The sequence below is a fragment of the Olivibacter sp. LS-1 genome (assembly GCF_008245145.1).
Classification (GTDB): Bacteria; Bacteroidota; Bacteroidia; order Sphingobacteriales; family Sphingobacteriaceae; genus Olivibacter; species Olivibacter oleidegradans.
The window spans coordinates 6,022,867-6,047,956 of sequence record NZ_CP041643.1 but is presented as its reverse complement, the minus strand read 5'-3'; the positions used below and the strand labels follow the sequence as shown (position 1 = coordinate 6,047,956).

At 39.7% G+C, this 25,090-nt stretch carries 25 protein-coding genes; 16 read left to right on the top strand and 9 right to left on the bottom strand.

Annotation, left to right across the window (positions count from 1 at the left end; genetic code table 11):
• Window positions 1-58: 58 nt before the first annotated feature.
• Complete coding sequence (pruA, locus tag FKG96_RS25350) at window positions 59-1,693, bottom strand: L-glutamate gamma-semialdehyde dehydrogenase (RefSeq protein ID WP_149106267.1); 1,635 nt, start codon at window positions 1,691-1,693, stop codon at window positions 59-61.
• A 120-nt stretch (window positions 1,694-1,813) separates the two neighbouring features.
• On the opposite strand from pruA, the gene lpxK reads away from it, so the two are divergent.
• The 5 genes from lpxK (at window position 1,814) to FKG96_RS25325 (ending at window position 6,798) form a co-directional block, all read left to right on the top strand.
• Window positions 1,814-2,854 carry a tetraacyldisaccharide 4'-kinase gene (lpxK, locus tag FKG96_RS25345; protein WP_130857879.1) on the top strand — a complete coding sequence of 347 codons (1,041 nt, stop codon included), beginning with the start codon at window positions 1,814-1,816 and terminating at the stop codon, window positions 2,852-2,854.
• A gap of 31 nt (window positions 2,855-2,885) precedes the next feature.
• Window positions 2,886-3,704 carry a purine-nucleoside phosphorylase gene (locus FKG96_RS25340; protein WP_013663662.1) on the top strand — a complete coding sequence of 273 codons (819 nt, stop codon included), beginning with the start codon at window positions 2,886-2,888 and terminating at the stop codon, window positions 3,702-3,704.
• Window positions 3,701-5,770 carry a putative porin gene (locus tag FKG96_RS25335; RefSeq protein WP_130857880.1) on the top strand — a complete coding sequence of 690 codons (2,070 nt, stop codon included), beginning with the start codon at window positions 3,701-3,703 and terminating at the stop codon, window positions 5,768-5,770. The genes FKG96_RS25340 and FKG96_RS25335 overlap by 4 nt, the downstream gene beginning before the upstream one ends.
• 101 nt (window positions 5,771-5,871) lie before the next feature.
• Window positions 5,872-6,309: a peptidylprolyl isomerase gene (locus FKG96_RS25330; protein ID WP_013663660.1), complete on the top strand. Its 438-nt coding sequence runs from the start codon at window positions 5,872-5,874 to the stop codon at window positions 6,307-6,309.
• A gap of 33 nt (window positions 6,310-6,342) precedes the next feature.
• Window positions 6,343-6,798, top strand: coding sequence for a DUF5606 domain-containing protein (locus FKG96_RS25325; protein ID WP_130857881.1), 456 nt, complete (start codon window positions 6,343-6,345; stop codon window positions 6,796-6,798).
• Between the two features lie 316 nt (window positions 6,799-7,114).
• Here FKG96_RS25325 and rlmH read toward each other — a convergent pair whose 3' ends face one another.
• Window positions 7,115-7,591, bottom strand: a complete 477-nt coding sequence (gene rlmH, locus FKG96_RS25315; RefSeq protein ID WP_013663657.1) for a 23S rRNA (pseudouridine(1915)-N(3))-methyltransferase RlmH — start codon at window positions 7,589-7,591, stop codon at window positions 7,115-7,117.
• Between the two features lie 256 nt (window positions 7,592-7,847).
• Here rlmH and FKG96_RS25310 point away from each other — a divergent pair, with 256 nt between their 5' ends.
• The 7 genes from FKG96_RS25310 (at window position 7,848) to fabG (ending at window position 16,103) form a co-directional block, all read left to right on the top strand.
• A complete protein-coding gene (locus FKG96_RS25310; protein ID WP_130857882.1) occupies window positions 7,848-8,738 on the top strand; it encodes a DUF3078 domain-containing protein in 891 nt (296 codons plus the stop codon).
• Between the two features lie 112 nt (window positions 8,739-8,850).
• Window positions 8,851-10,668: a DNA mismatch repair protein MutS gene (locus tag FKG96_RS25305; RefSeq protein WP_130857883.1), complete on the top strand. Its 1,818-nt coding sequence runs from the start codon at window positions 8,851-8,853 to the stop codon at window positions 10,666-10,668.
• Window positions 10,669-11,002: 334 nt separating this feature from the next.
• On the top strand, window positions 11,003-11,974 hold the full coding sequence (locus FKG96_RS25300) for a ribonucleoside-diphosphate reductase small subunit (RefSeq protein ID WP_013663653.1): 972 nt from the start codon (window positions 11,003-11,005) through the stop codon (window positions 11,972-11,974).
• A gap of 95 nt (window positions 11,975-12,069) precedes the next feature.
• The gene (locus tag FKG96_RS25295; RefSeq protein WP_013663652.1) at window positions 12,070-14,448 is read left to right on the top strand and encodes a ribonucleoside-diphosphate reductase subunit alpha; all 2,379 of its coding nucleotides are present in this window, start codon (window positions 12,070-12,072) and stop codon (window positions 14,446-14,448) included.
• A 156-nt stretch (window positions 14,449-14,604) separates the two neighbouring features.
• Window positions 14,605-14,829, top strand: a complete 225-nt coding sequence (locus FKG96_RS25290) for a cysteine-rich CWC family protein (protein ID WP_083812267.1) — start codon at window positions 14,605-14,607, stop codon at window positions 14,827-14,829.
• A gap of 1 nt (window position 14,830) precedes the next feature.
• Window positions 14,831-15,217, top strand: coding sequence for an acyl-CoA thioesterase (locus FKG96_RS25285; RefSeq protein WP_041387838.1), 387 nt, complete (start codon window positions 14,831-14,833; stop codon window positions 15,215-15,217).
• A gap of 142 nt (window positions 15,218-15,359) precedes the next feature.
• Entirely contained in the window at window positions 15,360-16,103 is a 744-nt protein-coding gene (gene fabG, locus FKG96_RS25280; protein ID WP_130857885.1) for a 3-oxoacyl-[acyl-carrier-protein] reductase, read from the top strand.
• A 38-nt stretch (window positions 16,104-16,141) separates the two neighbouring features.
• Here fabG and FKG96_RS25275 read toward each other — a convergent pair whose 3' ends face one another.
• The 7 genes from FKG96_RS25275 to rpoN form a co-directional block, all read right to left on the bottom strand.
• Entirely contained in the window at window positions 16,142-16,441 is a 300-nt protein-coding gene (locus tag FKG96_RS25275; RefSeq protein ID WP_041387025.1) for a septum formation initiator family protein, read from the bottom strand.
• Between the two features lie 102 nt (window positions 16,442-16,543).
• Entirely contained in the window at window positions 16,544-17,836 is a 1,293-nt protein-coding gene (gene eno, locus FKG96_RS25270; protein WP_013663648.1) for a phosphopyruvate hydratase, read from the bottom strand.
• Between the two features lie 114 nt (window positions 17,837-17,950).
• On the bottom strand, window positions 17,951-19,051 hold the full coding sequence (gene carA, locus FKG96_RS25265; RefSeq protein WP_013663647.1) for a glutamine-hydrolyzing carbamoyl-phosphate synthase small subunit: 1,101 nt from the start codon (window positions 19,049-19,051) through the stop codon (window positions 17,951-17,953).
• Window positions 19,052-19,267: 216 nt separating this feature from the next.
• Complete coding sequence (locus tag FKG96_RS25260) at window positions 19,268-19,699, bottom strand: Dabb family protein (RefSeq protein ID WP_013663646.1); 432 nt, start codon at window positions 19,697-19,699, stop codon at window positions 19,268-19,270.
• Between the two features lie 22 nt (window positions 19,700-19,721).
• A complete protein-coding gene (locus FKG96_RS25255) occupies window positions 19,722-20,762 on the bottom strand; it encodes an agmatine/peptidylarginine deiminase (RefSeq protein ID WP_130857887.1) in 1,041 nt (346 codons plus the stop codon).
• Window position 20,763: 1 nt separating this feature from the next.
• The gene (locus tag FKG96_RS25250; RefSeq protein WP_013663644.1) at window positions 20,764-21,633 is read right to left on the bottom strand and encodes a carbon-nitrogen hydrolase; all 870 of its coding nucleotides are present in this window, start codon (window positions 21,631-21,633) and stop codon (window positions 20,764-20,766) included.
• Window positions 21,634-21,722: 89 nt separating this feature from the next.
• A complete protein-coding gene (rpoN, locus tag FKG96_RS25245) occupies window positions 21,723-23,195 on the bottom strand; it encodes an RNA polymerase factor sigma-54 (protein ID WP_013663643.1) in 1,473 nt (490 codons plus the stop codon).
• A 183-nt stretch (window positions 23,196-23,378) separates the two neighbouring features.
• Between rpoN and mscL the strand changes: the two genes are divergently transcribed.
• The 4 genes from mscL (at window position 23,379) to yidD (ending at window position 25,080) form a co-directional block, all read left to right on the top strand.
• On the top strand, window positions 23,379-23,768 hold the full coding sequence (gene mscL, locus FKG96_RS25240) for a large-conductance mechanosensitive channel protein MscL (RefSeq protein WP_013663642.1): 390 nt from the start codon (window positions 23,379-23,381) through the stop codon (window positions 23,766-23,768).
• A gap of 452 nt (window positions 23,769-24,220) precedes the next feature.
• A complete protein-coding gene (rpmH, locus tag FKG96_RS25235; protein WP_041387836.1) occupies window positions 24,221-24,379 on the top strand; it encodes a 50S ribosomal protein L34 in 159 nt (52 codons plus the stop codon).
• 79 nt (window positions 24,380-24,458) lie between these two features.
• Window positions 24,459-24,863: a ribonuclease P protein component gene (locus tag FKG96_RS25230; protein ID WP_130857888.1), complete on the top strand. Its 405-nt coding sequence runs from the start codon at window positions 24,459-24,461 to the stop codon at window positions 24,861-24,863.
• On the top strand, window positions 24,826-25,080 hold the full coding sequence (yidD, locus tag FKG96_RS25225) for a membrane protein insertion efficiency factor YidD (RefSeq protein ID WP_013663639.1): 255 nt from the start codon (window positions 24,826-24,828) through the stop codon (window positions 25,078-25,080). The genes FKG96_RS25230 and yidD overlap by 38 nt, the downstream gene beginning before the upstream one ends.
• Window positions 25,081-25,090 lie beyond the last annotated feature (10 nt).

Sequence of the window (25,090 nt, the reverse complement as noted above, 5' to 3'; positions counted from 1 at the left end):
CTTTTTAGCATACAATAGGAAGAGATCACTTGCGCAAAGTGATCCCTTCTTTTTTAGTTTACTCCTGTTCCAAAAACGGATAACGATAATCCGTTGGTGGGTTAAATGACTCTTTGATAGTGCGTGGAGAAACCCAACGTAATAAATTGATCATTGAGCCTGCTTTGTCGTTCGTACCGGAACCTCTTGCACCTCCAAAAGGTTGTTGGCCAACCACAGCGCCCGTACATTTATCATTTATATAAAAGTTGCCTGCGGCATTTTTTAATGCATCAGAGGCTTGCGCTATGGCATAACGATCTTGTGCTATAACAGAACCGGTAAGGGCATAAATCGAAGTTTGATCTATTAATCGTAAGGTATCTTCCCATTTTTCGTCTTCATAGACGTAAACAGTAAGTACCGGGCCAAACAACTCTTCTTTTAAAGTTACATAATCCGGTGTTTTGGCAAGGATTACCGTAGGTTGAATGAAATAGCCAACGCTTTTATCGTACTCGCCACCGATAATTACCTCTGCATCTTCATCTGATTTTGCTTGATCAATGTATCTTGTAAGCTTATCGAAAGACTTTTCGTCAATAACGGCGTTGATGAAATTTGAAAAATCTTCAGTAGGTCCTACCTTAAAGGAATTGATATCTTTCGTCATTAATTCTTTAAGCGCAGGCCATAGTGACTGTGGAATATACACGCGTGACGCCGCTGAACATTTTTGGCCCTGATATTCGAAAGCCCCTCGAACAATGGCGGTGTTCGCCGCTTTTATATCAGCCGATCGATGAACTAAAATGAAATCTTTACCACCGGTTTCACCAACTATACGTGGATAACTTTTGTATTTATGGATGTTTGTCCCAATCGTTTTCCATATTTCTTGGAAAACGGCAGTAGATCCGGTAAAGTGTATGCCGGCAAAGTCCGGATGATTAAAGACCACCTCACCTACATCCGGCCCATGTGCATAAATCAAATTGATAACGCCTGCCGGTACGCCTGCCTCGTGGAAAACTTCCATTAACAAATGAGCTGCATAGATTTGCGTGTCAGCAGGTTTCCATACAACCACATTTCCCATCATAGCAACACAGCTAGGTAAGTTTCCCGCTATTGCAGTAAAGTTAAAGGGAGTTAATGCGAATACAAATCCCTCCAAAGGCCGTTGCTCTACGCGATTCCACACGCCATCAGAAGAAACAGGAGGTTGTTGCGAATAGATTTCGCTCATATATTTCACATTAAATCGGAGAAAGTCAACGATTTCGCAAGCTGAATCGATTTCTGCCTGATATGCATTTTTTGACTGCCCTAACATAGTGGCCGCATTTAGCTTGTAACGGTATTTACCGGCTATTAAATCGGCGGCTTTTAAGAAGATACTAGCCCGATGTTCCCACGGCAAATCTTCCCAATTTTTCTTTGCTTCTAAAGCAGCGTTAATGGCGTCGGTTACGTGGTTCTTGCCGCCTTTATGATAATATCCCAATAAGTGTTTGTGGTCATGCGGAGGTCTTAACTCGCCCTTATTTCCAGTCCTTATTTCTTGGCCACCTATAAACATGGGAATATCCGCCTCCTGCGATCTTGCAGTACGCAAGGCTTCTTGCAATAAAGCGCGTTCCTTACTTCCGGGAGCATAGGCATATACCGGCTCGTTTATAGGGGTAGGGACACTAAAAAATCCTTTTAACATAATATATTTTTATTTTGTGTGATACTTGGCAAAGGTACCAAAAGCCCGATAGCTCTGCAATTGAAATCGGTATTTAACCGTTTGTTTATTACCTTTGTTACTTGGTATCGAAAAAAACAGATGAAAAAACTGCGCCTTTTATTACTTCCGTTCTCTTGGCTATATGGCGCTATCTTATTTTTCAGACATTTTATTTACGACCGAGGTTTCGCAAATAGTTATGGTTTTGATAAACCGGTCATTGTTATTGGCAATTTAGTACTTGGTGGGGCAGGTAAAAGCCCGATGACTGAATACCTTTTGCGTTTATTTGCCGGTGTAAGCATAGCGACGCTAAGTCGAGGTTATGGAAGGAAAAGCACCGGGTACCTCGAAGTGCAGGGAGGCAGTACGGCTGAAAAAGTAGGGGATGAGCCGTTGCAATTTAAAAGAAAATTTCCATGCGTTACAGTCGCTGTTTGCGAGGATAGAGTGGAGGGATTGAGACAGCTGATGCCAAGCCACGATATTTTTGTTTTAGACGATGCTTTTCAGCATAGAAGACTAAAGCCAGGCATTAGTATTTTACTGTTCGATTTTGAAAGCCTTCAGGAAAACAAATGGGTACTCCCCGCCGGAAATTATAGAGATTTATTTATGCGACGAAATTTCGCTGATATTATCGTTATTACTAAGTCGCCGGAGGCACTTTCAAAAACGGATAGGCAGCGATGCCTACAATTACTAAAATTAGAAAGAGAACTCCCCACATTTTTCTCTTATATTGAATATGGCGATTTAGTAAATTTGATGACGGATGAAAAAGAGTCTTTTCCAATAAACGCCCGCCTAATAGTAATGACGGGTATTGCCAATCCAACACCGTTTTGCAATTATTTAACAACAAAAGGCAACGTATTGAAAATGATTGAATTTCCGGATCATCATCGTTATACAGCTGGTGATTTACTTAAGATAAAAAGGTATTGGCAATCATTGGGCGATTGTTTAATCGTAACGACAGAGAAAGATGCCATGCGTTTGCGAGATCCGGAACTGCGCTCGCATATTGAAGATTTGCCTTTACATTATATACCGATAGAAACGAAATTTCACCATAATGCGAGTGGACCAAGTTTCGACAACTTAATTAAAGATCAAGTATTTGGCAAGCAGGTGTAAATAACCCTTTTTAAAAGATAAAAGTGATTATATGTATAGATCATTAGGAGAAACCGTTACTTATATTGAACAAAGAATAGGAGATTTTAAACCCGAAGTGGGCATTATTTTAGGAACCGGTTTAGGTGGTCTCGTGAAAGATATAGCGGTTGAGCACCAACTTATGTATGCTCATATTCCGAACTTTCCTGTTTCTACCCTTGAATTCCATTCGGGTAAATTGATTTTCGGTACCTTAAGCGGTAAAAAGGTAGTAGCAATGCAGGGTAGACTTCATTATTATGAAGGTTATAATATGCAAGAGATTACATTCCCCGTACGTGTTCTAAAGCTGCTCGGTATACAAAAGTTGTTCGTATCGAATGCCTCAGGATCATTAAATCCAGCGATAAAGAAAGGTGATCTTGTCTTTATTGATGATCATATTAGCTTGTTGCCTGAAAGTCCATTACGTGGTCCGAATAACGATGATCTTGGCCCTCGCTTTCCGGATATGAGCGAACCCTATAACAGAGATTTTATACAAAAAGCGTTAAATATTGCGGCGGAAAGTAACATCCGAGTGCATAAAGGCGTTTATGTTTCTACGGCTGGCCCTAATCTGGAAACTCGTGCTGAATATAAGTATATGCGCCTAATAGGTGGCGATATTGTAGGAATGAGTACAGTTCCGGAGGTTATTGTGGCTAATCACATGGGCTTACCGGTTTTTGCTGTATCGGTAGTTACGGATGAGGGTTTTCATGAAAATTTGGAAGTCGTATCAATCGAAGATATCATTGAGGTAGCTAAAACGGCAGAACCAAAGATGACGTTAATTTTAAAAGAATTACTAGCTTTGCCAGAATGATTAAGCATTTGCGTGCCTGTTTTTTCCTTTTTGTTTTGTGTCTTTTCGCCGGTCATAGCTTTGCTCAAGAGCAAGAGGAGTGGGGCGCCGATTTGGATTCGCTTCGTCGAGCGGAAGAGGCACAACAGGACTCGATTATTTACAATGCGTCTTATATACGGTATACAACTTTAGATCGTTTGAAACAGGGGACATTTACGGTTCCACTGGATACAACCTTAAAGGGGTTTCAATATTACAATCCCCAAACGAAGCCTAAAAGTCCGACAATGAATCTTGGGAACTATGGGTTAGCTACGCGTGATTTACTGTTTTCTCCTACAACAGAAATTGGTTTCAGAACGGGGTTTACCGCTATGGATCGCTATCTTTTGACGCTTGATTCTATTCGCTTTTACAGGGCGCGATCACCCTTTTCCGAATTGTATTTTGTTACCGGAGATCAGGTTTTTAGTGCAAAAATAGGTCAGAATATCAAGCCAAATTGGAGTGTTGGCGCTAATTTTAACGCATCTTTAGCACGAGGATTTTATCAAAATCAGCGTTACAACGATATACAGCCTGCAATTTATACTTGGTATGAGTCGCCTAACCTGCGGTACAACTTGCAATCAGCGTTGATATTTAATACGCTCGTCGCTACAGAGAATGGCTCAATTCTAAACGATAGCATATTCCGGGTACAGCCGGAAAATTCGAATCCTGAATCCTTTGAGGTACGCTTAAGTCAACAACGAGAACAACGTCCGAGAAATACCTGGACAGATCACAGCTTTTTTTTACGACAAAGCATGTTTATTGGTCGACTCGATACGCTTAATAAAGGAACGCAAGAACAACAAGTATTGCCAACCATGTCAGTGGCACATAGTTTGAAACTCAATAGTAAGAAATACAAGTTCTTCAAGAACGAAGCTGATCCTAATGGAGCATTGCCTTTTAGTGAATCTGTTTTAACCAATGATTCGACCATGTTGACAACCATTACCAATGACTTTGTTTATAGTTTCTCGCTGCGTGGAAAGTCCGTTTCATTTATTAAAAATGAGGTAAAACTCGATTTAGGGTTGCAACATGATCTTATGTTTTATAAACAAGGGCGAGACTCGTTAAGCGTTCAGGATACGCTTGCTTCCAATCGGTACCGGGACATGTCTTTTCAAAACATTACTTTAAAAGCTGGATTGGGGTATCGCTTTAGTGATCGTGTAAATATTACGACAGACTTTAGACAGATAATTACCGGGCGGAATTTTGGGGATTTCCATTATGGAGCACAAGCTAATCTTCTGTATAACAATACCGTTGGCCGACTCGTACTCGCAGGGTATTTTCAGAATCAATCACCGGAATACCTTGCAGAGTCTGTAAACTATACATACCACAAATGGGACAATAATGATCGATTAGATAAAATCAAAACAACCAACTTATCGGCTGCTTATGAAAATCCCCGTTTTCGTTTTTTAGCAAAAGCTGAGTACTTTTTAATAAACAACTATACGTATTACAAAGAAGTTGACAACCCGGATCATCGATCCGAATTGTTACGGGTTATTGAAGTGGCTCAACACGAATCGCCCATCAATTTATTGAAGTTGACCTTAGGTAAGGATTTTACTTTTTTTGACAAATTGCATTTTGATAATTACGTTGTATACCAAAAATCAGATTACAACGATATATTGATGACACCGGAGTTTTATACTTGGCATAGCTTCTATTATAATACCATTTTGGTAAAAGTAATCAATCTTAATATTGGTTTTGACATCCGTTTTAACACCCCTTATGTTGCGCCTGCTTATGCAATCAACATAGGGCAATTTTATCGGCCCTATTATGGAGGTGTAGATGCAAACGGGAACGAGATTACACCAATTGAGTTTTCTAGCTATCCGATTGTGGATCCTTGGGTGACAGCAACCTTAAAAAGAACAAATTTCTTTCTGAGATATGATAATGCCAGTCAGGGACTCTTCTCAAGAGGGTATTACACCGTAAGGCGCTATCCGATGGCTCCTGCCGGCATGCGGTTCGGCGTTAGCTGGAAGTTTTACGATTAGTATATTATCGTCCCTATCTAATCCCTTCACAGCAATAAATAAATAAAATTACAGAAAGAGAAAGGATCAAATGATTACCTTTGCCATTTAATAATACTGATATGAGTAAAGCAATTATAAAAACTGAGAAAGGTGATATGACGGTGCAATTTTATGATAAAGATGCACCTGGACATGTGGCAAATTTTATTAAACTCGCGAAATCCGGCTTTTATGATGGTACGGTATTTCATCGGGTGATTCCTGATTTTGTGATTCAGGGAGGAGACCCAACCGGTACGGGAGCAGGGGGGCCGGGATATACGATCGACTGTGAATTAGATGGAGAGAATCAATACCACGATCGCGGTGTATTATCGATGGCTCATCGCGGTAGAAATACAGGTGGATCGCAATTTTTTATTTGTCATAGCAGAAATAATACCGCTCACCTGGATCGCAATCATACCTGCTTTGGCAAGGTTGTCGAAAATGTCGATGTTATTGATGACATCCGTCAGGGAGACAAAATTTTAAGTGTAGAAGTCATTGAGGAATAAGTGATATTGTAAACGTTTTAAAAAGGGATATAGATGAATTTAAGAGGAATAGTTTCCGTCACAGGACGTCCGGGTTTATTTAAGCTGATAGGACAAAACAAAACAGGTTTCATTTTGGAAAGCCTGGATGAAAAACGTGTGAAGATTGTTGTTAATATATCAACTGCAAAAATGGCTTCCTTGGAAGATATAACCATTTTTGGAACGGAAGACGATATTAAACTTATCGACATTTTTGAAAAAATGAAAGGTCTATCGTCGTTGCCGGATGCAAAGAAAGATAGCGGTGACAAGTTGCGTGCGTTTTTTAATGAAGTTGCGCCGGATCACGATGAAGAACGTGTATACTCTTCCGATATTAAGAAAATAATTAACTGGTTTGTCATTTTAAAGGGATTTCCTTTGTTTGATGAAGAAGCTCCTGCTCCGCTTGATGCTGAAGCTGTAGGGGAGGATAAAAAAGTAGAAAGAGAAGAGCTCGCGAAATAGCGATCTGCATCCAATAAACGGGGGTGTTCTTTTTAGGCCCCCGTTACGTTTTAAAGGTAATCGCTGATTAAAGAATGAAAATAATCAATGCGGCTAAAGCAATGCCAATTACAATCATTATCCACATATTTTGACTTTCTTTACCGGTATTGATTCCCTTATAGTGATATTTTCTTGTGCTTGGTAATTTCATGAGATCCTCCTTTACAAAATGGTGAAAACCTGGTAGCTTTGTGATGGGTTATTTTACTTAAGTGTTCTACTCCCTCATTTGTTTGATGAAAACTCATCAAAAATTCCATAAAAAAGTAAAAAATTACTCGTGATGATAAGGTTCGCCTCGAAGAATGCTAAACGCCCTGTATAACTGCTCGACGAAAAATAGGCGAATCATTTGGTGAGAAAAAGTCATGTTGGACAGAGAAAGCTTGTTTTTCTGAGCACGGACATATAGGCTGTTATCGAAGCCGTAGGGTCCGCCAATTATGAAGACTAAATGCTGGGTTCCATTCAACATGTGCCTTTCTAAATACTTAGCAAAATCAATCGACCGGGGAGCCATTCCTTTCTCGTCTAAAAGGACAATCGTATCTGTTGCGTTCAGTTGTTTTGAAATTTGTTCAGCTTCCTTGGCTTTTTGCTGATCAGGGGATAGATGCTTCGTATTCTTAATATCAGGGATAATAGTCATCGAGAAATTTATGTAATGCTTAAGTCTTTGCAGGTATTTGTCAATTCCTGTATTTAGATATGACTCATCCGTTTTTCCTATACAAAGCAAGGTGATTTTCATTTGTATTCAAGTGTTGCGTGCAGTGCAGCGTTTTATATGCCGTTTTTTACGATGTTAAATTTCGTACAATTGGAAATTAATACACAAAATAAAGGATATTAATACACAAATCCCTTTTTTATAAATAATAAATATATTTATTTTTTAATTTTGCGGAAAATTAATTAATGTGAAGGCTTAGGGGCGTTTGCTTCGGGCGTTTTTACAATTGTTAAACCATCGGTGCCAGTCTAAGCGCACCTAAAAATCATTTCCGATGAAAAAAGTCGTACTGTTAACATCTCTTTTTGTGTCACTTTTATGTTGTCTACATGCACAAGAAACAAATCCTGATTCTATTTGGAAAATTCATGGTGAGAATACATTTCTAATCAATCAGAGCACGTTTTCCAACTGGGCTGCAGGAGGAATAAATTCCTTATCGGCCAACTTAGTGCTGAACTATGATTTCAACTATAAGAAAGATAAATGGAGCTGGGATAACAAAGTTTTAGCGGCATATGGTTTGACCAAACAAAAAGATTTAGGCTGGCGGAAGAATGATGACCGTATTTTACTAAACAGCTTATTGGGATATCAGGCTGCGCCTAAGTGGCTATATACTTTCTTTATGAATTTCAACTCGCAGTTTGCAAATGGATACAATTATAATGCGGATGGAAGCAGAGAAGCGTTAATTTCTGCCGGATTGGCACCTGCGTACCTGAGTTTTGGCCCTGGTATTGCCTATAAAGAATCGGATAATTTCCGTTTCAATTTATCACCTGCATCCCCTAGGTTTGTTTTTGTAACTAATCAGGAACTTGCAGATCAAGGGGCCTTTGGAGTTGATCCAGGTAAAAAAAGCCGCTTTGAATTTGGTGCCTCTTTTGACGCTTACTATCGTAAAAATATCATGGAAAATATCGGCATAGAAAATATCCTACGCTTATACTCTAACTATTTAGAAGACCCAAAAAATGTGGATGTCGATTATACGCTCAATATTTTCATGAAGGTCAATCGATTTGTTTCCGTGAATGCCGGCGTTCAAATGATCTATGATGATAATACGGATGTTCCAAAAGAAAGGGACGGTGTGAATTACAAAGGAAAAGGTTTACAGGTTAAGCAAATTTTTGGAGCTGGTTTTACCTATAAATTCTAGACGTACATAGAGCCGATATTGGTTTTTTTACATCCCGAACCGTTAGCTGCAGTTCGGGATTTTTTTATTTCACCTATCGGTAATTCAATTTTAAGCCTTATCTTAGAAAGCTATGAATACCCCTATTGTTGCATTTTACCAAGAAAAACGCCAGCTGACACAAGATAAAATCAAGCGCTTTAATCGTATTATTAATCGGCTATCTTTCGCCCGATTAGCATTAATTCTAGGAGGAGGTGTAGTTTTATTTAAGGTGGTACAATCAGAAAGTGTCTGGTTGACGCTTATATCTTCTTTTCTGATTCTCATTGTATTTATGTGGCTGGTAGCGAAGCAAAGTAAGTTGACCAAAGATAAGGAGGAAGCAGAAGATGATTTAACGATAGTAGAGAATGAGTTGAATTGCCAAGCTGGGACGACGAGCATTTATAGTGATGGCGCCGAATTTATTAATGATAAACATGGATATACCAGTGATTTAGATGTTTTTGGAATCAATTCAATTTATCACAGAATAAATCGGGCTGCGACAATAGACGGGAGAAGTATGCTAGCTCGTTGGTTGTCTGTCGCAGCAACTGATAAAGAGATTGCAGATCGCCAGCAAGCGGTGAAAGAACTCGAAGAAGATCCTTCTTGGGGGTTGAACTTTTTAGCTCGATTAGTTTTCGCCCTAAAAGAACAATCTAATTTCAAAGATACCCTGGTCAGCTATTTGAATAAACCCTATGCCGATTTTGGAAATAGCTTGTTGCGCTTTTATACAAAGGTAGCGCCTTATATTTTGTCAATAAATATTGCCTTGTCGTTCTTTTATGGGACTCCTTTTTCAAACATTGCCCTGCTTTTGTTTATATTTAATATTTTGCTTACGATGGCCTATGCCGGAAAGGTTTCACAGATCGCCGCTGGTATTGGTCGGATGGGAAACTTACTGGAACGTTTTGGAAAGGTATATGAAAGCGTTGAACGTCGAGGATGGCAAGCCGATTTGCTAAAAGACGGTTTGCTGTCTAAAGGACAAAAGGAAGGGGAGAAGACCATATCACAAAGCATTAGAGAGCTCGGATCGTTGATTAACAAACTGGACTACCGTTTAAACATACTGGTAGCGACTTTTCTGAACGGTATTTTCCTTTGGGACTTTAGGCAAGTCTTCGCCATTTTGGATTGGCGTAAAACCCATCATTATGAGATGGCAAAGTTGTTTGATGAATTGGCTTGCTTAGAGGCCTTGGTAAGTTTTGCTTTTATAAGGATTAATGATCCTTCGTGGAATTATCCGCGTATTATACCAACCGATGCTCATATCCTGCAGGCCGAAGGTCTAAGACATCCGCTCATTCCTACGGTCAGTTCTGTGCCAAATGACTATTCTTTAGATGGTCATCGTCTGGCTTTAATCACCGGGTCTAATATGGCGGGGAAGAGCACCTTTCTTCGAACAGTAGGCGCCAATATGGTATTAGCGCTTAGCGGGGCACCCGTTTGTGCGCTGCATTTAGAGCTTTCAGTAATGCATATTATTACCTACATGCGTATCCGGGATTCATTGAATGAAAGTACTTCAACCTTTAAGGCAGAGCTAGATCGATTGGATATGATTCTAAAAGTGGTTAATACGCAAAAGAACACTTTCTTTTTGGTGGACGAAATGTTACGAGGCACCAATTCAGTTGACAAATATTTAGGCTCTAAAGCAGTTATAGAAAAGCTAATAAAAGACCGGGGGGTTGGTATGGTTGCCACTCATGATCTTCAGTTAGCGAAATTAGAAGACACCAATCCCGGCTATTTGAAAAATTATCATTTCGATATACAGGTGATAGAGGGGGAAATGGTTTTCGATTATAAGTTGAAAGAAGGCGCTTGTAAGATTTTCAATGCCTCTATGCTTCTCAAAAAGATTGGAATTGACATTTCACTTTAAGTGTGTGAATAACTAACACATTGTGCAAAACTTCGATTAACGCTCGAAGCTTTCAAAGATTATCTTTGTTAGAAGATCAAGGATATGTTCTTTGAAATACTTAGTCAGCGATTATGTTGTTAATGAATTTCCAATAAAGCACGGGCTTGTAACCATTTTCTAAGCTGTTTCCCTGGTTTAAAAGCATTTCAAAAGCCGGTACAAGTACTAGATTTCCGCTGAATAAGTAATCATCGTTTCTATTAAATTTTAATTGACGGTTTCTTTGGGTAAAGGAGATTAGCCGTGAGGACGATTATCTTTTTATAAATGCCTATACATAAAACGTAAAACTATGAGCCAAGAAAATGAAGTATTGTTAAGAGAAAATAAAGATCGATTTGTAATCCTTCCGATTAATTATCCGGCGATTTGGGATATGTACAAAAAGCACGAAGCGAGTTTCTGGACGGCTGAAGAAATTGATTTATCCGGCGACTTAAAGGATTGGGCAAACCTAAATGATGGAGAGCGCCATTTTATATCGCATGTTCTTGCTTTTTTTGCGGCGAGTGATGGGATTGTGAACGAAAACCTGGCCATAAATTTTATGAGCGAGGTGCAACTGCCGGAGGCTAGGAGCTTTTATGGATTTCAGATCGCGATGGAGAATATTCATTCTGAAACTTATGCTCTACTGATCGATACTTATGTAAAAGATCCCGTTGAAAAAGATCGGTTATTCCATGCCATAGAAACGGTTGAATGTGTTAAGAAAAAGGCGGAATGGGCTTTACGTTGGATTGAAAATGGCTCTTTTGCTGAACGCCTAGTTGCTTTTGCAGCGGTGGAGGGCATTTTCTTCTCCGGTAGTTTTTGCGCTATTTTCTGGCTAAAAAAGAGAGGGTTGATGCCTGGTTTGACATTTAGTAATGAATTGATTTCACGTGACGAAGGTTTGCATTGCGAATTTGCATGCTTATTGTATAGTATGTTGGAAGCTAAGCTTCCGAAAGAACGCGTACAGGAGATCATTATTGATGCAGTAGAAATTGAAAAAGAGTTTATAACGGATGCCTTGCCTGTTAAACTTATCGGAATGAACGCCGATTTGATGAAGCAGTATATCGAATTTGTGGCCGATAGGTGGTTGGTAGAACTTGGTAATAGCAAATACTATAACGCTACTAATCCATTTGATTTTATGGAACTTATATCCCTGCAAGGCAAAACAAATTTCTTTGAGAAACGTGTAGGAGATTATCAGAAGAGCGGCGTTACCGGAGAAAAAGGAAAAGCCAGCTTTTCTTTGGATGAGGATTTTTAATTAAAGCCATCAGCGATCGGAAGTCGGAAATCGGTTTCTGGAAAAAAGAAAATGTTCTAAATACTGACAGCTAAAAGCTAATAAAGGAGAAAAATATGTATGTAATTAAGCGAGATGGACGTTCCGAGTCCGTAAAATTTGACAAGATAACGGCACGAATTGAAAAGCTGTGCTACGGTTTAAATCCTGATTTAGTGGATCCTATTGATGTTGCACGAAAGGTAATCGAGGGTTTATACGATGGGGTTACCACTTCAGAGCTGGATAATTTGGCTGCTGAAACAGCTGCGTCTTTAACCACTAAACACCCGGATTATGCCTTATTGGCCTCTAGAATTGCCGTCTCCAACTTACATAAAAATACAGTTAAGTCTTTTTCGGAAACGATGAGCTTGCTCTATCATTACATCGACCCGAAAACAGGAAAGCCAGCTCCGTTAATAGCAGATGATGTTTACGAGGTGATTCAGGCGAATGCCATGGAGCTAGACAGCCATATTATTTACGATCGGGATTTCAGTTTCGATTATTTTGGATTTAAAACGCTGGAAAAGTCGTATCTGTTAAAGCTGAATGGGAAAATTGCCGAAAGACCACAGCATTTATTTATGCGTGTAGCAGTAGGTATTCATAAACATGATATCGAAAGTGTTATCAAAACCTACGACTTGCTGAGTGAACGTTGGTTTACGCATGCAACACCCACACTGTTTAATGCGGGTACACCGAAGCCGCAAATGTCATCTTGTTTCCTGTTGACTATGAAAGATGATAGTATCGAGGGAATTTATGATACCTTGAAACAAACAGCGAAGATTTCCCAAAGTGCAGGTGGTATTGGATTAAGCATTCATAACGTACGCGCTACGGGAGCCTATATCAGTGGTACGAATGGCACAAGTAATGGAATCATCCCCATGTTACGTGTTTTCAATGATACCGCTCGGTACGTTGACCAAGGTGGTGGTAAACGTAAAGGAGCCTTTGCTATATATCTTGAACCTTGGCACGCAGATGTTTATGATTTTATCGATTTGCGGAAGAACCACGGTAAGGAAGAATTAAGGGCACGCGATTTATTTTTAGCCCTATGGGTGCCGGATTTATTCATGAAACGCGTGGAAGAGAATGGCGAATGGAGTTTGTTTTCGCCTGATGAAGCTCCAGGCCTAGCAGAATGCCATGGAGAGGCTTTTGAAAAACTATATGAGCAGTATGAGCGTGAAGGAAGGGCTAGGAAAATAGTAAAGGCACAGGATCTCTGGTTTGCTATTTTGGATGCCCAGATTGAAACAGGAACCCCTTATCTCTTGTATAAAGATGCGGCTAACGGAAAATCGAATCAGCAAAATCTCGGTACCATCAAGAGTTCCAATCTATGTACTGAAATTATAGAATATACGTCGGCTGATGAAGTAGCTGTTTGTAACCTGGCTTCTCTTGCTTTACCGAGATATGTAGATAATGGTGAATTCGATCATCAAAAGTTGTTTGATATCACGTACCAAGTGACCATCAATCTCAACCGTATTATTGATAATAATTATTATCCGGTGGATGAGGCCCGTAATTCCAATCTTCGTCACCGCCCTGTCGGATTGGGCGTGCAGGGATTAGCAGATACCTTTATATTAATGCGTATGCCTTTTGAAAGCGAGGCTGCGAAGCAACTTAATAAGGATATTTTTGAGACGATTTACTTTGCAGCAATGACTGCCTCGAAAGATTTGGCAGTGAAAGAAGGCCCCTACGAGAGCTTCAAAGGTTCCCCACTTTCACAAGGTAAATTCCAGTTTGATTTGTGGAATGTTAAACCGGATAGTGGTAGATGGGACTGGGAAGGCTTACGTAAAGAAATTAAGAAACACGGTGTAAGAAATTCGTTGCTGGTTGCACCGATGCCGACAGCATCGACTTCGCAAATATTAGGTAATAATGAGTGTTTTGAACCCTATACCTCTAATATATATACCCGTCGGGTATTGAGTGGAGAATTTGTAATTGTTAACAAACATCTTTTACGTGATCTTGTGGAGCTCGGTTTGTGGAATAATGAGATGAAGAACCGTATTATTGCGGCCAATGGATCTATTCAGGACATCAACGAAATTCCTGCAGATATCAAGGAATTGTACAAGACTGTTTGGGAGATTAAAATGAGAAACATCATTGATATGGCTGCCGATAGAGGTGCCTTTATCTGCCAGTCGCAATCACTTAATCTATTCGTTAATACACCTACGACGGCGAAATTAACCTCTATGCATTTCTATGCATGGAAAAAGGGGCTTAAGACAGGTATGTATTATCTGCGCACTCAAGCGGCTACGCAAGCAGTTAAGTTTACAGTTGAAAATCAAGCAGGTAAGAATATGGAACCGGTTATTCCTGCAAAAATAGAATCAGTTCCGGACGATATTCCAACAGGAGCGGTATGCTCAATGGAAGAAGGCTGCATAACCTGCGGCTCTTAGGGTCAGAAAGCGCTTATTCGTATATAGGTCTCTCAAAAAAATGGAAAAGCTCCTAAGAATCATCTTGGGAGCTTTTTTAGGTAAATTTTTCCCATGATGAATAATCAATTTTATATACGGTATTCATCTTGCATATGAAATGCAATTTATCTAAGTTTGGAAACCTTGAAATCAACTTTCGTCAAACATGAAATTGTTCTCTGTGAACGTTGTGGCACCTCGATCGAATGTCGGGCAAACTCGTATTCCAAATGTCAATGCAGCGCCGTGGAGCTGTCTGTCAATGAGGTACAATATATAAGTGAACGATACGATAATTGTCTCTGCGCAGCGTGCTTGCAAGCGTTGAAGCAAGAATATATAGAAACGAATGAACTATAAAATGACCCTGGAAGAAAAAATAAAACAATCAGAGACAAGTATTTTTAAAGCTGTTTTTCCTAATACAACGAATCACTATGATACACTATACGGTGGAACGGCTATGGCTTTAATGGATGAAGTTGCTTTCATTACCGGAACACGTTTTTGTAGAAAGCGATTGGTCACTGTTTCCTCTGACCGGATTGATTTTACAAAGCCAATACCGGCAGGTACCATTGTTGAACTCATTGGAAAAGTAGAAAAAGTAGGACGTACAAGTTTAAAAATAGGGGTGGAAATCTTTGTCGAGCAGATGTACGAAGAACATCGCGAAATCGCTATAAAAGGAACTTTCACTTTCGTAGCAATCGATCAAGATAAGAACCCAATACCTGTTCTAGACTAGCTCCATTTTATATTAGCCATTCGCTAGGTTTTGCAAGTTCACGATTGCATGCAATCAGTCTCACAATAAATTAATGGCAGCTTATTCCAAAGTTGTCAGGAATATCTTATTTTTAGCGTCTAAAATTTTAAGAATACAACGAATGAAATTACTCGAAGGAAAAACGGCATTGGTGACCGGTGCGTCCAAAGGTATTGGTAGAAAAATAGCTGAGAAGTTTGCCGAACAGGGAGCCAATGTGGCTTTTACGTATCTGTCTTCAGTTGAAAAAGGGCAAGCGCTGGAAGAGGAGCTGCAATCCTTTGGTACGAAGGTTAAAGGATATCGTTCAGATGCATCCAAGTTTGATGAAGCAGAGGAGCTTATAGGTAATGTTGTGAAGGAATTTGGTACTATAGACATTGTGGTGAACAATGCCGGTATAACCAAAGATGGTTTGTTGATGCGTATGACAGAAGAAAATTGGGACGAGGTTATTGATGTTAATTTAAAGTCTGTTTTTAATATAACAAAGGCCGTTTCGAAGGTTATGATGAAGGCTAGAAAAGGTTCTATCATAAACATGAGTTCAGTAGTTGGTGTGCAGGGAAATGCAGGGCAAGCAAACTATGCGGCGTCCAAGGCCGGAATCATTGGTTTTTCCAAATCAATGGCAAAGGAATTGGGGTCGCGTAATATAAGAACCAATGTAATAGCTCCAGGATTTATCCGAACAGAAATGACCGATGTACTGGACCCGAAAGTTGTAGAAGGTTGGGAAGCAAATATACCGCTAAAGCGTGCAGGAGAAACAGAAGACGTCGCAAATGCTTGCTTATTTCTAGCTTCAGATTTATCTTCTTATATAAATGGTCAGGTAGTCTCCGTTTGCGGGGGTATGTTGTAAGAAAGGTACAGTGACGAGAACGAGCACAAACAGTAAGCCTATTCGCTAGGCTTGCTATTTTCAATGATAAAGATGTCTTCGTTGTCTTTTTTCATCAAATATTTTTCTCGCGCAAATTTTTGAAGCCTTGTAAGATTGGAGGTAAGTTCCTCCAAGTCTTTTTTCACGATGGCTGTTTCCCGTATATAGAACTCTTTTTCATCCTTTAAGTTTTTTAACTGCGATTGATATTTGTACTGGGAAGTGATATCATTTCGGTCAAAGAAAAGCATCCAGACGATAAATGCGATAGTTGCAATGATGTATTTGTTTCTAGCAATGTTGATTAATTGTTTCATGTCTGTGCTCCTTTCCTTCGCAAACCTAAGCATAAAATTTTACAATAAAAAAGACCTGCAATCAATTTGATTACAGGTCTTTTATTAACTGCTAAAAGTTGTTTATTTAGCAAATTTGAAGCTTTTTCCTAAAAACTTAGCATTACTGCCTAACTCTTCTTCAATACGTAATAATTGATTATATTTCGCCATCCGATCAGAACGGGATGCTGAACCTGTCTTGATTTGTCCACAGTTCAATGCAACTGCTAAGTCTGCAATAGTGTTATCTTCAGTTTCGCCCGAACGATGCGACATAACTGATGTGTAACTATTCGTTTGTGCTAAGCTAACCGCATCGATAGTTTCTGTTAAAGAACCTATCTGATTTACTTTCACCAAAATAGAGTTCGCTGTATCGTTGTCAATTCCCTGTTGAAGGCGTTTTACATTTGTAACGAATAAATCATCGCCTACTAATTGAACTCTTGCACCAATTTTCTCGGTTAACAATTTCCAGCCATTCCAATCGTCTTCGGCCATACCATCTTCAATTGAAATAATAGGATATTTCTCTGTTAATTGTGCCAAATAGTCCGCTTGTTCTGCACTGCTACGTACGGCCCCTTTATCTCCCTCAAATTTTGTGTAGTCATATTGACCATCTTTATAGAATTCTGATGAAGCACAATCAAGCGCCAAGCAAATTTGATCGCCTGGTTTATAACCGGCTTTTTCGATCGCTTTTAGAATCGTCTCGATCGCATCCTCTGTTCCATCAAAGGTCGGAGCGAAACCACCTTCATCGCCTACCGCGGTTGACAAGCCTCTATCGTGTAAGATCGACTTTAGATTGTGAAAGACCTCTGCTCCCCAACGAAGCGCTTCAGAAAAAGAGGGCGCACCAACAGGCATGATCATAAACTCTTGAAATGCAATAGGTGCATCGGAGTGCGATCCGCCATTAATAATATTCATCATTGGGATCGGTAAAGTGTTTGCATTCACACCGCCAATATATCTATATAGGGGTTGACGACTTTCTTGTGCTGCGGCTTTTGCAACGGCTAAAGAGACGCCTAGAATAGCGTTCGCACCTAAGTTTCCTTTATTTTCAGAGCCATCCAGCTCAATCATGATTTTATCTATCGCGTTTTGTTCGAAAACGTCGATACCTCTTAAAGCTTCTGCGATTTTAGTATTTACATTCTCGACAGCTTTCAATACCCCTTTCCCTAAATATCTTGATTTATCGCCATCGCGCAATTCTACCGCTTCATGCATTCCCGTAGACGCGCCGGAAGGAACAGCTGCACGTCCAACGAAACCGTTCTCAGTTGTTACATCTACTTCTACTGTTGGGTTTCCGCGCGAATCTAATATCTGCCGCGCATGTACATCAATAATTGAACTCATTTTGAATTTTTTTTAATATGGGTTTGAGCTAGCTTCGTGTCTTTTTTACACGAAGCGTATTCTATTTCAAATATATTCTTTTACAGCTTAATAACAAAATTAAACCACCTTAATTTACGCTGTCAGCATGGCTGTGAAATCGTCAAAAAGATATCTTGAATCATGTGGGCCTGGCGACGATTCCGGGTGGTACTGAACAGAGAATGCTTTTTTCCCCTTTACGCGAATCCCTTCAATCGATTTGTCGTTTAAGTTAACATGCGTAATTTCAACTGTATCCGAATTACGCACGTCATCGGCTACGACCCCAAAGCCGTGGTTTTGGCTTGTGATTTCACATCGATCCGCGATGATGTTTTTGACAGGATGGTTGATGCCACGATGACCATTGAACATTTTTTCTGTTCTAATTCCATTAGCTAAAGCTAATAGTTGATGGCCTAAGCAGATGCCAAACATAGGTTTGTCGGCTTTTAGTATTTCTTTAACGGTTTCCAGTGCATATGGCATTGCGGCAGGGTCTCCGGGACCGTTGGAAATGAAGTAGCCGTCAGGAGTCCAGCTTTCCATTTCGGCAAACGTAGTTTTAGCAGGAAACACTTTGACATATACATCTCTATCGCAAAAATTGCGTAGTATATTTTTCTTTACGCCCAAATCAAGTACGGCAACCCGGTAACGAGCATTTTCATCCCCGAAGTGATAAGCTTGTTTAGTAGACACTTGTGTCGAAAGTTCCAGTCCCTCCATAGAAGGCACTTCTTTCAGTTTTGCTTTGAGTGCATCAATGTCTAGTATTTCAGAAGAAATAATAGCATTCATGGCTCCCTTATTTCTGATATGTCTTACGAGTGCGCGAGTGTCAACATCCGAAATTCCAACCAAATTTCCATCCTGGAAATAACCCTGTATTGATTCCTTTGCAAGTTTACGACTAAAGGGCACACTGTAATTTTTACAAACAAGTCCTGCAATCTGTATTTGATTTGACTCGATCTCTTCCTCAGCGGTTCCGTAGTTACCAATGTGCGCATTTGTGGTTACCATGATTTGGCCAAAGTAAGAAGGATCCGTAAAAATTTCCTGGTAACCTGTCATACCGGTATTAAAACAGATTTCTCCGGTAGTGGTGCCAATTTTTCCGGCAGCTTTACCATGGTAAACTGTGCCATCTTCTAAAAGTAAAATTGCAGGCAGTTTAGTGTAATTACTCATTTTTTATATACTGATTTATGTTCTTTGTTTCCTTCTGATCATCCATACAAAAAAAACGGCCTTTAGAGGCCGATAGACTTTTAATATGAATAAAAAATAATGGGTGTGCCGGAATAAATCCGGTTAAAATCGATAAGGATATGAAGCCGCTTACTTCAATTTTCACGAGGGACAAAGATACGCAAAATTTATCATATCCGCGAAAAAAATAAAAAGCTATTTAAGAACCGAATCATGTACGACCACCTTTTCCCAATATTGACTGTATTGTTCAATTGCTTTCAAATGAATTGGATGCGTTCCATAGGTCTCCAAATCTTCAAGCGAATTAAAATATACCAATAAATTATAGGTAAAGCTATTGTCCACTACATCTCGTGGTGTGCTATTTGCTGCTTTGCCATAGTGGAGCGATTTGATATTCGGCACTTTTCGCAGTTCTTCGAAAAATCCGGTGAAATCATTAATTTCTTTTTCAGATAGTCCTTTTTTTAACCAGAAAAGAACGTAGTGCGTAATAACTTCCTGTTTGTTTTTGCTCATGTTTTTACTGATATGGTTATTAATGCCGGCTTGTGTTAGCATAGGAGTCGCAGCTATGGCTGCTACTAAGCCCGATGATCGTTTAATAAAGAGACGCCTTTTCATTATTTATTTATTAGTTGCCATGTTATACTTCCGGTTCTTGTTGGCTAAGGCAATGCCAGCTACCAAGCCCCCATATTACATCCGTACTGTCAATACCGATTACATGATGGTGTGGGAAGCAATCAGCTAAGATATCCAGTGCCTTTTGATCATTCTTGTCACGGTAGGTAGGCACAACAACCGCTGCATTGCTGATATAAAAATTAGCATAGGACGCAGGCAAGCGCTGATCTTCATGAATGACAGGAGCGGGCATAGGCAATTCGATGATATCCAACTGTTTTCCGTTGAGTAAACGCATCTCCTTCAAAAGATTTAAATTATCCTGCAAAAGAGCATAATTCTCATCACTTTTGTTTTCTTCTATTACGGTAACAACGGTACTATCATTCACAAAACGGGTAATATCATCAATATGTCCGTCTGTATCGTCTCCAACGATACCATCTCCCAGCCAAAGGACTTGCTCCACACCGTAATACTGATAGAGATACGCTTCAATTTCATGTTGATTGAGATGCGGGTTTCTATTTGGGTTTAACAAACAAGATGTAGTCGTTAATAAGGTCCCTGTACCATTAAAGTCTACTGAACCACCCTCCATGACGATTTGTGGATGAACTACGGGAAGGTTTAACGCTTTCCCAATAAGGGTAGGTATAACATCGTCTAAATCAAAAGGCGGATATTTGCCGCCCCAGGCATTGTATCCCCAATCTACAATGACTTTGGGTATGTCTGCATGCGGGTTGATCAGGAACGCAGGCCCATGGTCGCGGCACCAAGCATCATTAGTGGGGTGGTCAAAAAACGAAATCTTACTTAGATCAACGCCTTCTTTTTCTAATTGTTCTGTAGCCTCTTGTTTTAGCTTTTCACTCCCGACATTGATGCATACCTGTTCTCCTGCTGATATCGCCTTGATGAATTTGCAGTAGGGGCTATATATAGTGTCTATTTTGCTCGGCCAGCTAGCTTCCTTATGCGGCCAGCTCAACCATGTTGCCCGATGTTTATGCCATTCGGCAGGAAAAAAATAGCCTTTATCTTTAGGGTAATTCATTTTACTCTTCGTCAATAAATCTTTTTGTTATCGATTCGTAGCTGTCAATCCTTCTGTCTCGCAAAAATGGCCAATGGGATCGATAATAATCAGATTGGTTGAGGTCGACTTCCGTTACAACCGTCTCTTCATCTTCATGCGAGGCCTTATAAACTAAAGCACCGAAAGGGTTGGCAATAAAAGAACCTCCCCAAAAACGAACACCCGCCTCAATTCCAACGCGGTTAACGGAAACCACCGGGATGCCGTTTGCTATAGCGTGCGAGCGTTGTATCGTTTGCCACGCATTATATTGTTCTTCATTGGTCCCCGCATCCTGCGTAAGAGCCCAACCAATTGCCGTTGGATAAAAAAGTAATTCAGCACCCATCAGCGCAGTGATTCTAGCAGCCTCCGGATACCACTGATCCCAGCAAATTAAAATGCCTATTTTTGCAAATTTCGTTTTAAAAACTTTGTAGCCGAGGTCTCCGGGAGTAAAGTAAAATTTTTCGTAGAAACCCGGATCGTCCGGAATATGCATTTTGCGGTATTTGCCTAGATAGGTTCCATCTGCATCGATTACCGCGGTTGTGTTATGGTAAAGACCCTGCGCTCTTTTTTCAAAGAGTGAAGCGATGATAACAACCTGATATTCGGCTGCTACTTTACTCAATGCATCGGTAGATGGTCCCGGGATTGCTTCAGCCAAGACGAAGTTATCATAGTTTTCTTCATCACAAAAGTACAGTGATGTGAACAACTCCTGTAAACATATAATTTGTGCCCCTTTTTCCGCTGCCACTTTTACTTGTTCAATGGCTTTTGCCAAGTTGGTAGCTTTATCGGCTACACAGCTCATTTGAACAGTTCCTATTTTAACCTTAGACATGTAATGATATTTTTTTGAATTCTAAATCGTGTTTAAAGCATGCTTTTAGTTTCCCGAAGCCAGTTTTTTTTCCTATGCCACGGGTGATTTTAAAGCTTTTTTCGCAACCTAGCAACTGGAATATTCATTGCTTCGCGATATTTGGCTACTGTCCGGCGAGCAATTGTATAACCCTTTTCTTTCAAAATCTCCGTTAACTTTTCATCGGCTAAAGGTTTTCTTTTGTCTTCATTAGCTATGCACTCCTCGAGGATTTTCTTAACTTCCTTATTTGATACCTCTTCACCGCTATCCGTTTGAATGGCCTCTGAAAAGAACGACTTTAATAAAAAAGTGCCAAATTCTGTCTGAACATACTTTGAATTGGCTACTCTCGAAACCGTTGAAATATCCATGTCGATTTTATCAGCAATATCTTTCAAGATCATTGGCTTCAAGTTACGCTCGTCACCCGTCAGAAAATAGGTGTATTGATAATTCATAATCGCATTCATGGTTTTCAATAAGGTCTGTTGACGCTGCTTAATAGCATCAATGAACCATTTTGCAGAATCGAGCTTTTGTTTTACAAACTGAACAGCCTCCTTCATTTTTTTATCCTTTTGCGCTGCCTTGTCGTAGTGTTCGAACATTTCCTGATACGATCGGCTTACGCGCAGCTCGGGGGCATTTTGCGCGTTCAGCGTAAGAATCAGTATACCGTCATTGTTCGTAATATGAAAATCAGGTATAATATGCAGTTGCTTTTCAGAAGCAGATCCGGCGTCACCAGGTTTTGGGTTTAGCTTTAAAATTTCATCTACAATTTTTTTTAATTCGTCGGAATTGATGTTCAACGCTTTTTCAAGCTTATCATAGTGTTTTCTTGTAAACTCATCTAGATAATTCTCTACCACTAAAATAGCTTCCCGAATGACGGGGTTGTCCTGATCTTTTTTTCTGAGTTGGATTAGTAGACATTCTTGCAAATCACGGGCGCCTACACCGGCAGGATCAAATGTTTGAATGATTTTTAGAATTTCTTCAACCTCCTCCTCTGTTGCCATGACGTTTTGTGAAAATGCCAAGTCATCTATTAAAGATAGTATAGGTCTCCGAAGATAACCGTCGTCGTCTAGGCTGCCGATTATCTGTTGGCCAATTAAAAAGTCTTTGTCGTTCAGTGCCAGCAAATCAAGTTGTTGTTGCAGATTTTCAAAAAAAGAATTTTGAATAGCAATGGGCATTTCTTTTCGGTCTTCCTCATCATCGCTGCTATTGTTAAGATTATTTCCATAATCGTTAACATCTTCTTCTTGCAGGTAATCATCTACGTTAAACTCGTCCCCTTCACTTCCTTGTTCTTCTTCATTATAATTGTCCTCGGGATCTTTGTCGGGGTATTCTTCTGCCGGTTCGTTCATGTTCGTTAAGCTCATGTCTTCCAGTGCAGGATTTTCCTCAAGCTCTTCCTTAATACGGGCGTCCAATGATACCGTTGGTACCTGCAGCAGCTTAATGAACTGGATTTGCTGCGGTGATAATTTTTGAAGTAATTTTTGCTGTAAACTTTGTTTTAGCATATCAAATTAATGGGTACATTATTGCTTTATGATCAGCACCCTTTGGTGCAAAAGTACAGATTTTTTAAACGATAAGGCGATCCCTTTGGTATTAAAATACTATTTATTTGCTTAAATTTTTATTTGAATAAACAAAAATATTTACTTTAGTGTTACAGAAATGTTGAACTAAAAACACGAAATATGGGTTTCGCAAAAGAATTTAAAGAATTTGCCATGCGTGGCAATGTGGTTGATTTAGCTGTCGGTGTTATCATCGGAGGAGCATTTGGAAAAATCGTAAGTTCCCTGGTGGAAGATATCATTACACCCGCTATTCTTACCCCGGCTTTGGAGGCCGCCAATTTGAAAAATTTGTCTGAACTGGTGATTCCGGGGACGGCAATTAAATATGGCAACTTTTTGTCGCAGGTAATTTCCTTTATTATTGTTGCTTTTGCCCTTTTCCTAATCATAAAGGGAATTAATTCGTTGAAGAAGAAGGAAGAAGCTGCCCCGTCCGCACCGCCTGTACCTAGCAAGGAGGAAGTTCTTTTGGCAGAAATCAGGGATATATTAAAAACTAAGAATTGATGTTTTTTATACTTTGAAGCACCCAAGACGCATAGTGGACTGATAAAAGCCCATCATTGCCCGCCGGCTCCAGCCTGGTAGATAATGATGACGGTGTAAGATCCTGCTCGGCGCTTAAGATAATATAAATAAAGCAGGCAAGATAATTTGATGACGGATCGACCGGGTATTTTTCGCTCACATATTTCAGCTCGACAGGTATGGATAGCCAGTATAGGAATCTATTTTAATAATATATTTCCGCTATAAAATAGCCTTCAAATAGCGGAAAAGAGCAAAATAAATTCATTTTCTATGTAGAAGCCATTGTTTTGCATGAAAAATAAATTTATTTAGGTTTGAATATTAAGGAATAAGCCTTACCTTTGCGATCTTGTTTTAAGAACAGAAAGATGTATAGGGTGCTACTCCTCATAATACAGGGGCAGCTTAAAAATATAAAATTAATAGTAATGAAAAGAACATTTCAACCTTCGCAACGTAAAAGAAGAAATAAGCACGGTTTTAGGGAGCGTATGGCCACTGCTAATGGTCGTAGAGTATTAGCTTCCAGAAGAGCAAAAGGCAGAAAAAAATTGACTGTTTCTGACGAACGTCGTCACAAAGCATAAGTTTATTTCTCCGGTACCTTGCTTTTTTACGCCGAAGCCAGCGCCGGTTTCGCTGTATAATAAATAGCATTTGGTATTTATGGTGAGATACACATTCAAAAAGGAAGAACGACTTTGTAACAAAAAACTTCTAACGAAGCTTTTTCAAAGTGGTTCTTCCTTTATTTTATACCCATACAGAATTTCTTTTTTACCAAGCCAACACCTTCCACATCCTATTCAAATTGTTGTTTCCGTTCCAAAGCGTCGTTTTAAACGAGCGGTTGACCGAAATCTTTTAAAGCGACGTACCAGGGAGGCGTATAGGCTACAAAAGCATATTCTGCATACTTTTATCACGCACCATGAGGAGGAACTATTGCTTGCTTTCCAATATATAGGCAAGGAAATCCTCGATTATCAAACTATTCATAAGCGAATGGGGATTGCATTAGCGAAAATTCAGCATGAATATAATACGCATCATATGGCAAAGGGGAATTAAAAGCATAATAGGTTTCATTTTTTTAATGTTAATCAAAGCGTACCGATTATTTATTTCTCCTTTATTTCCCGGAACTTGTAGGTATACACCCACCTGTTCTCAGTATGGTATAGATGCAATTAAAAAACATGGCCCATTTAAAGGTGGGTGGTTGACATTAAAACGTATTGGCCGATGTCATCCTTGGGGTGGGCATGGACATGATCCTGTACCTTGACGGAATAGCT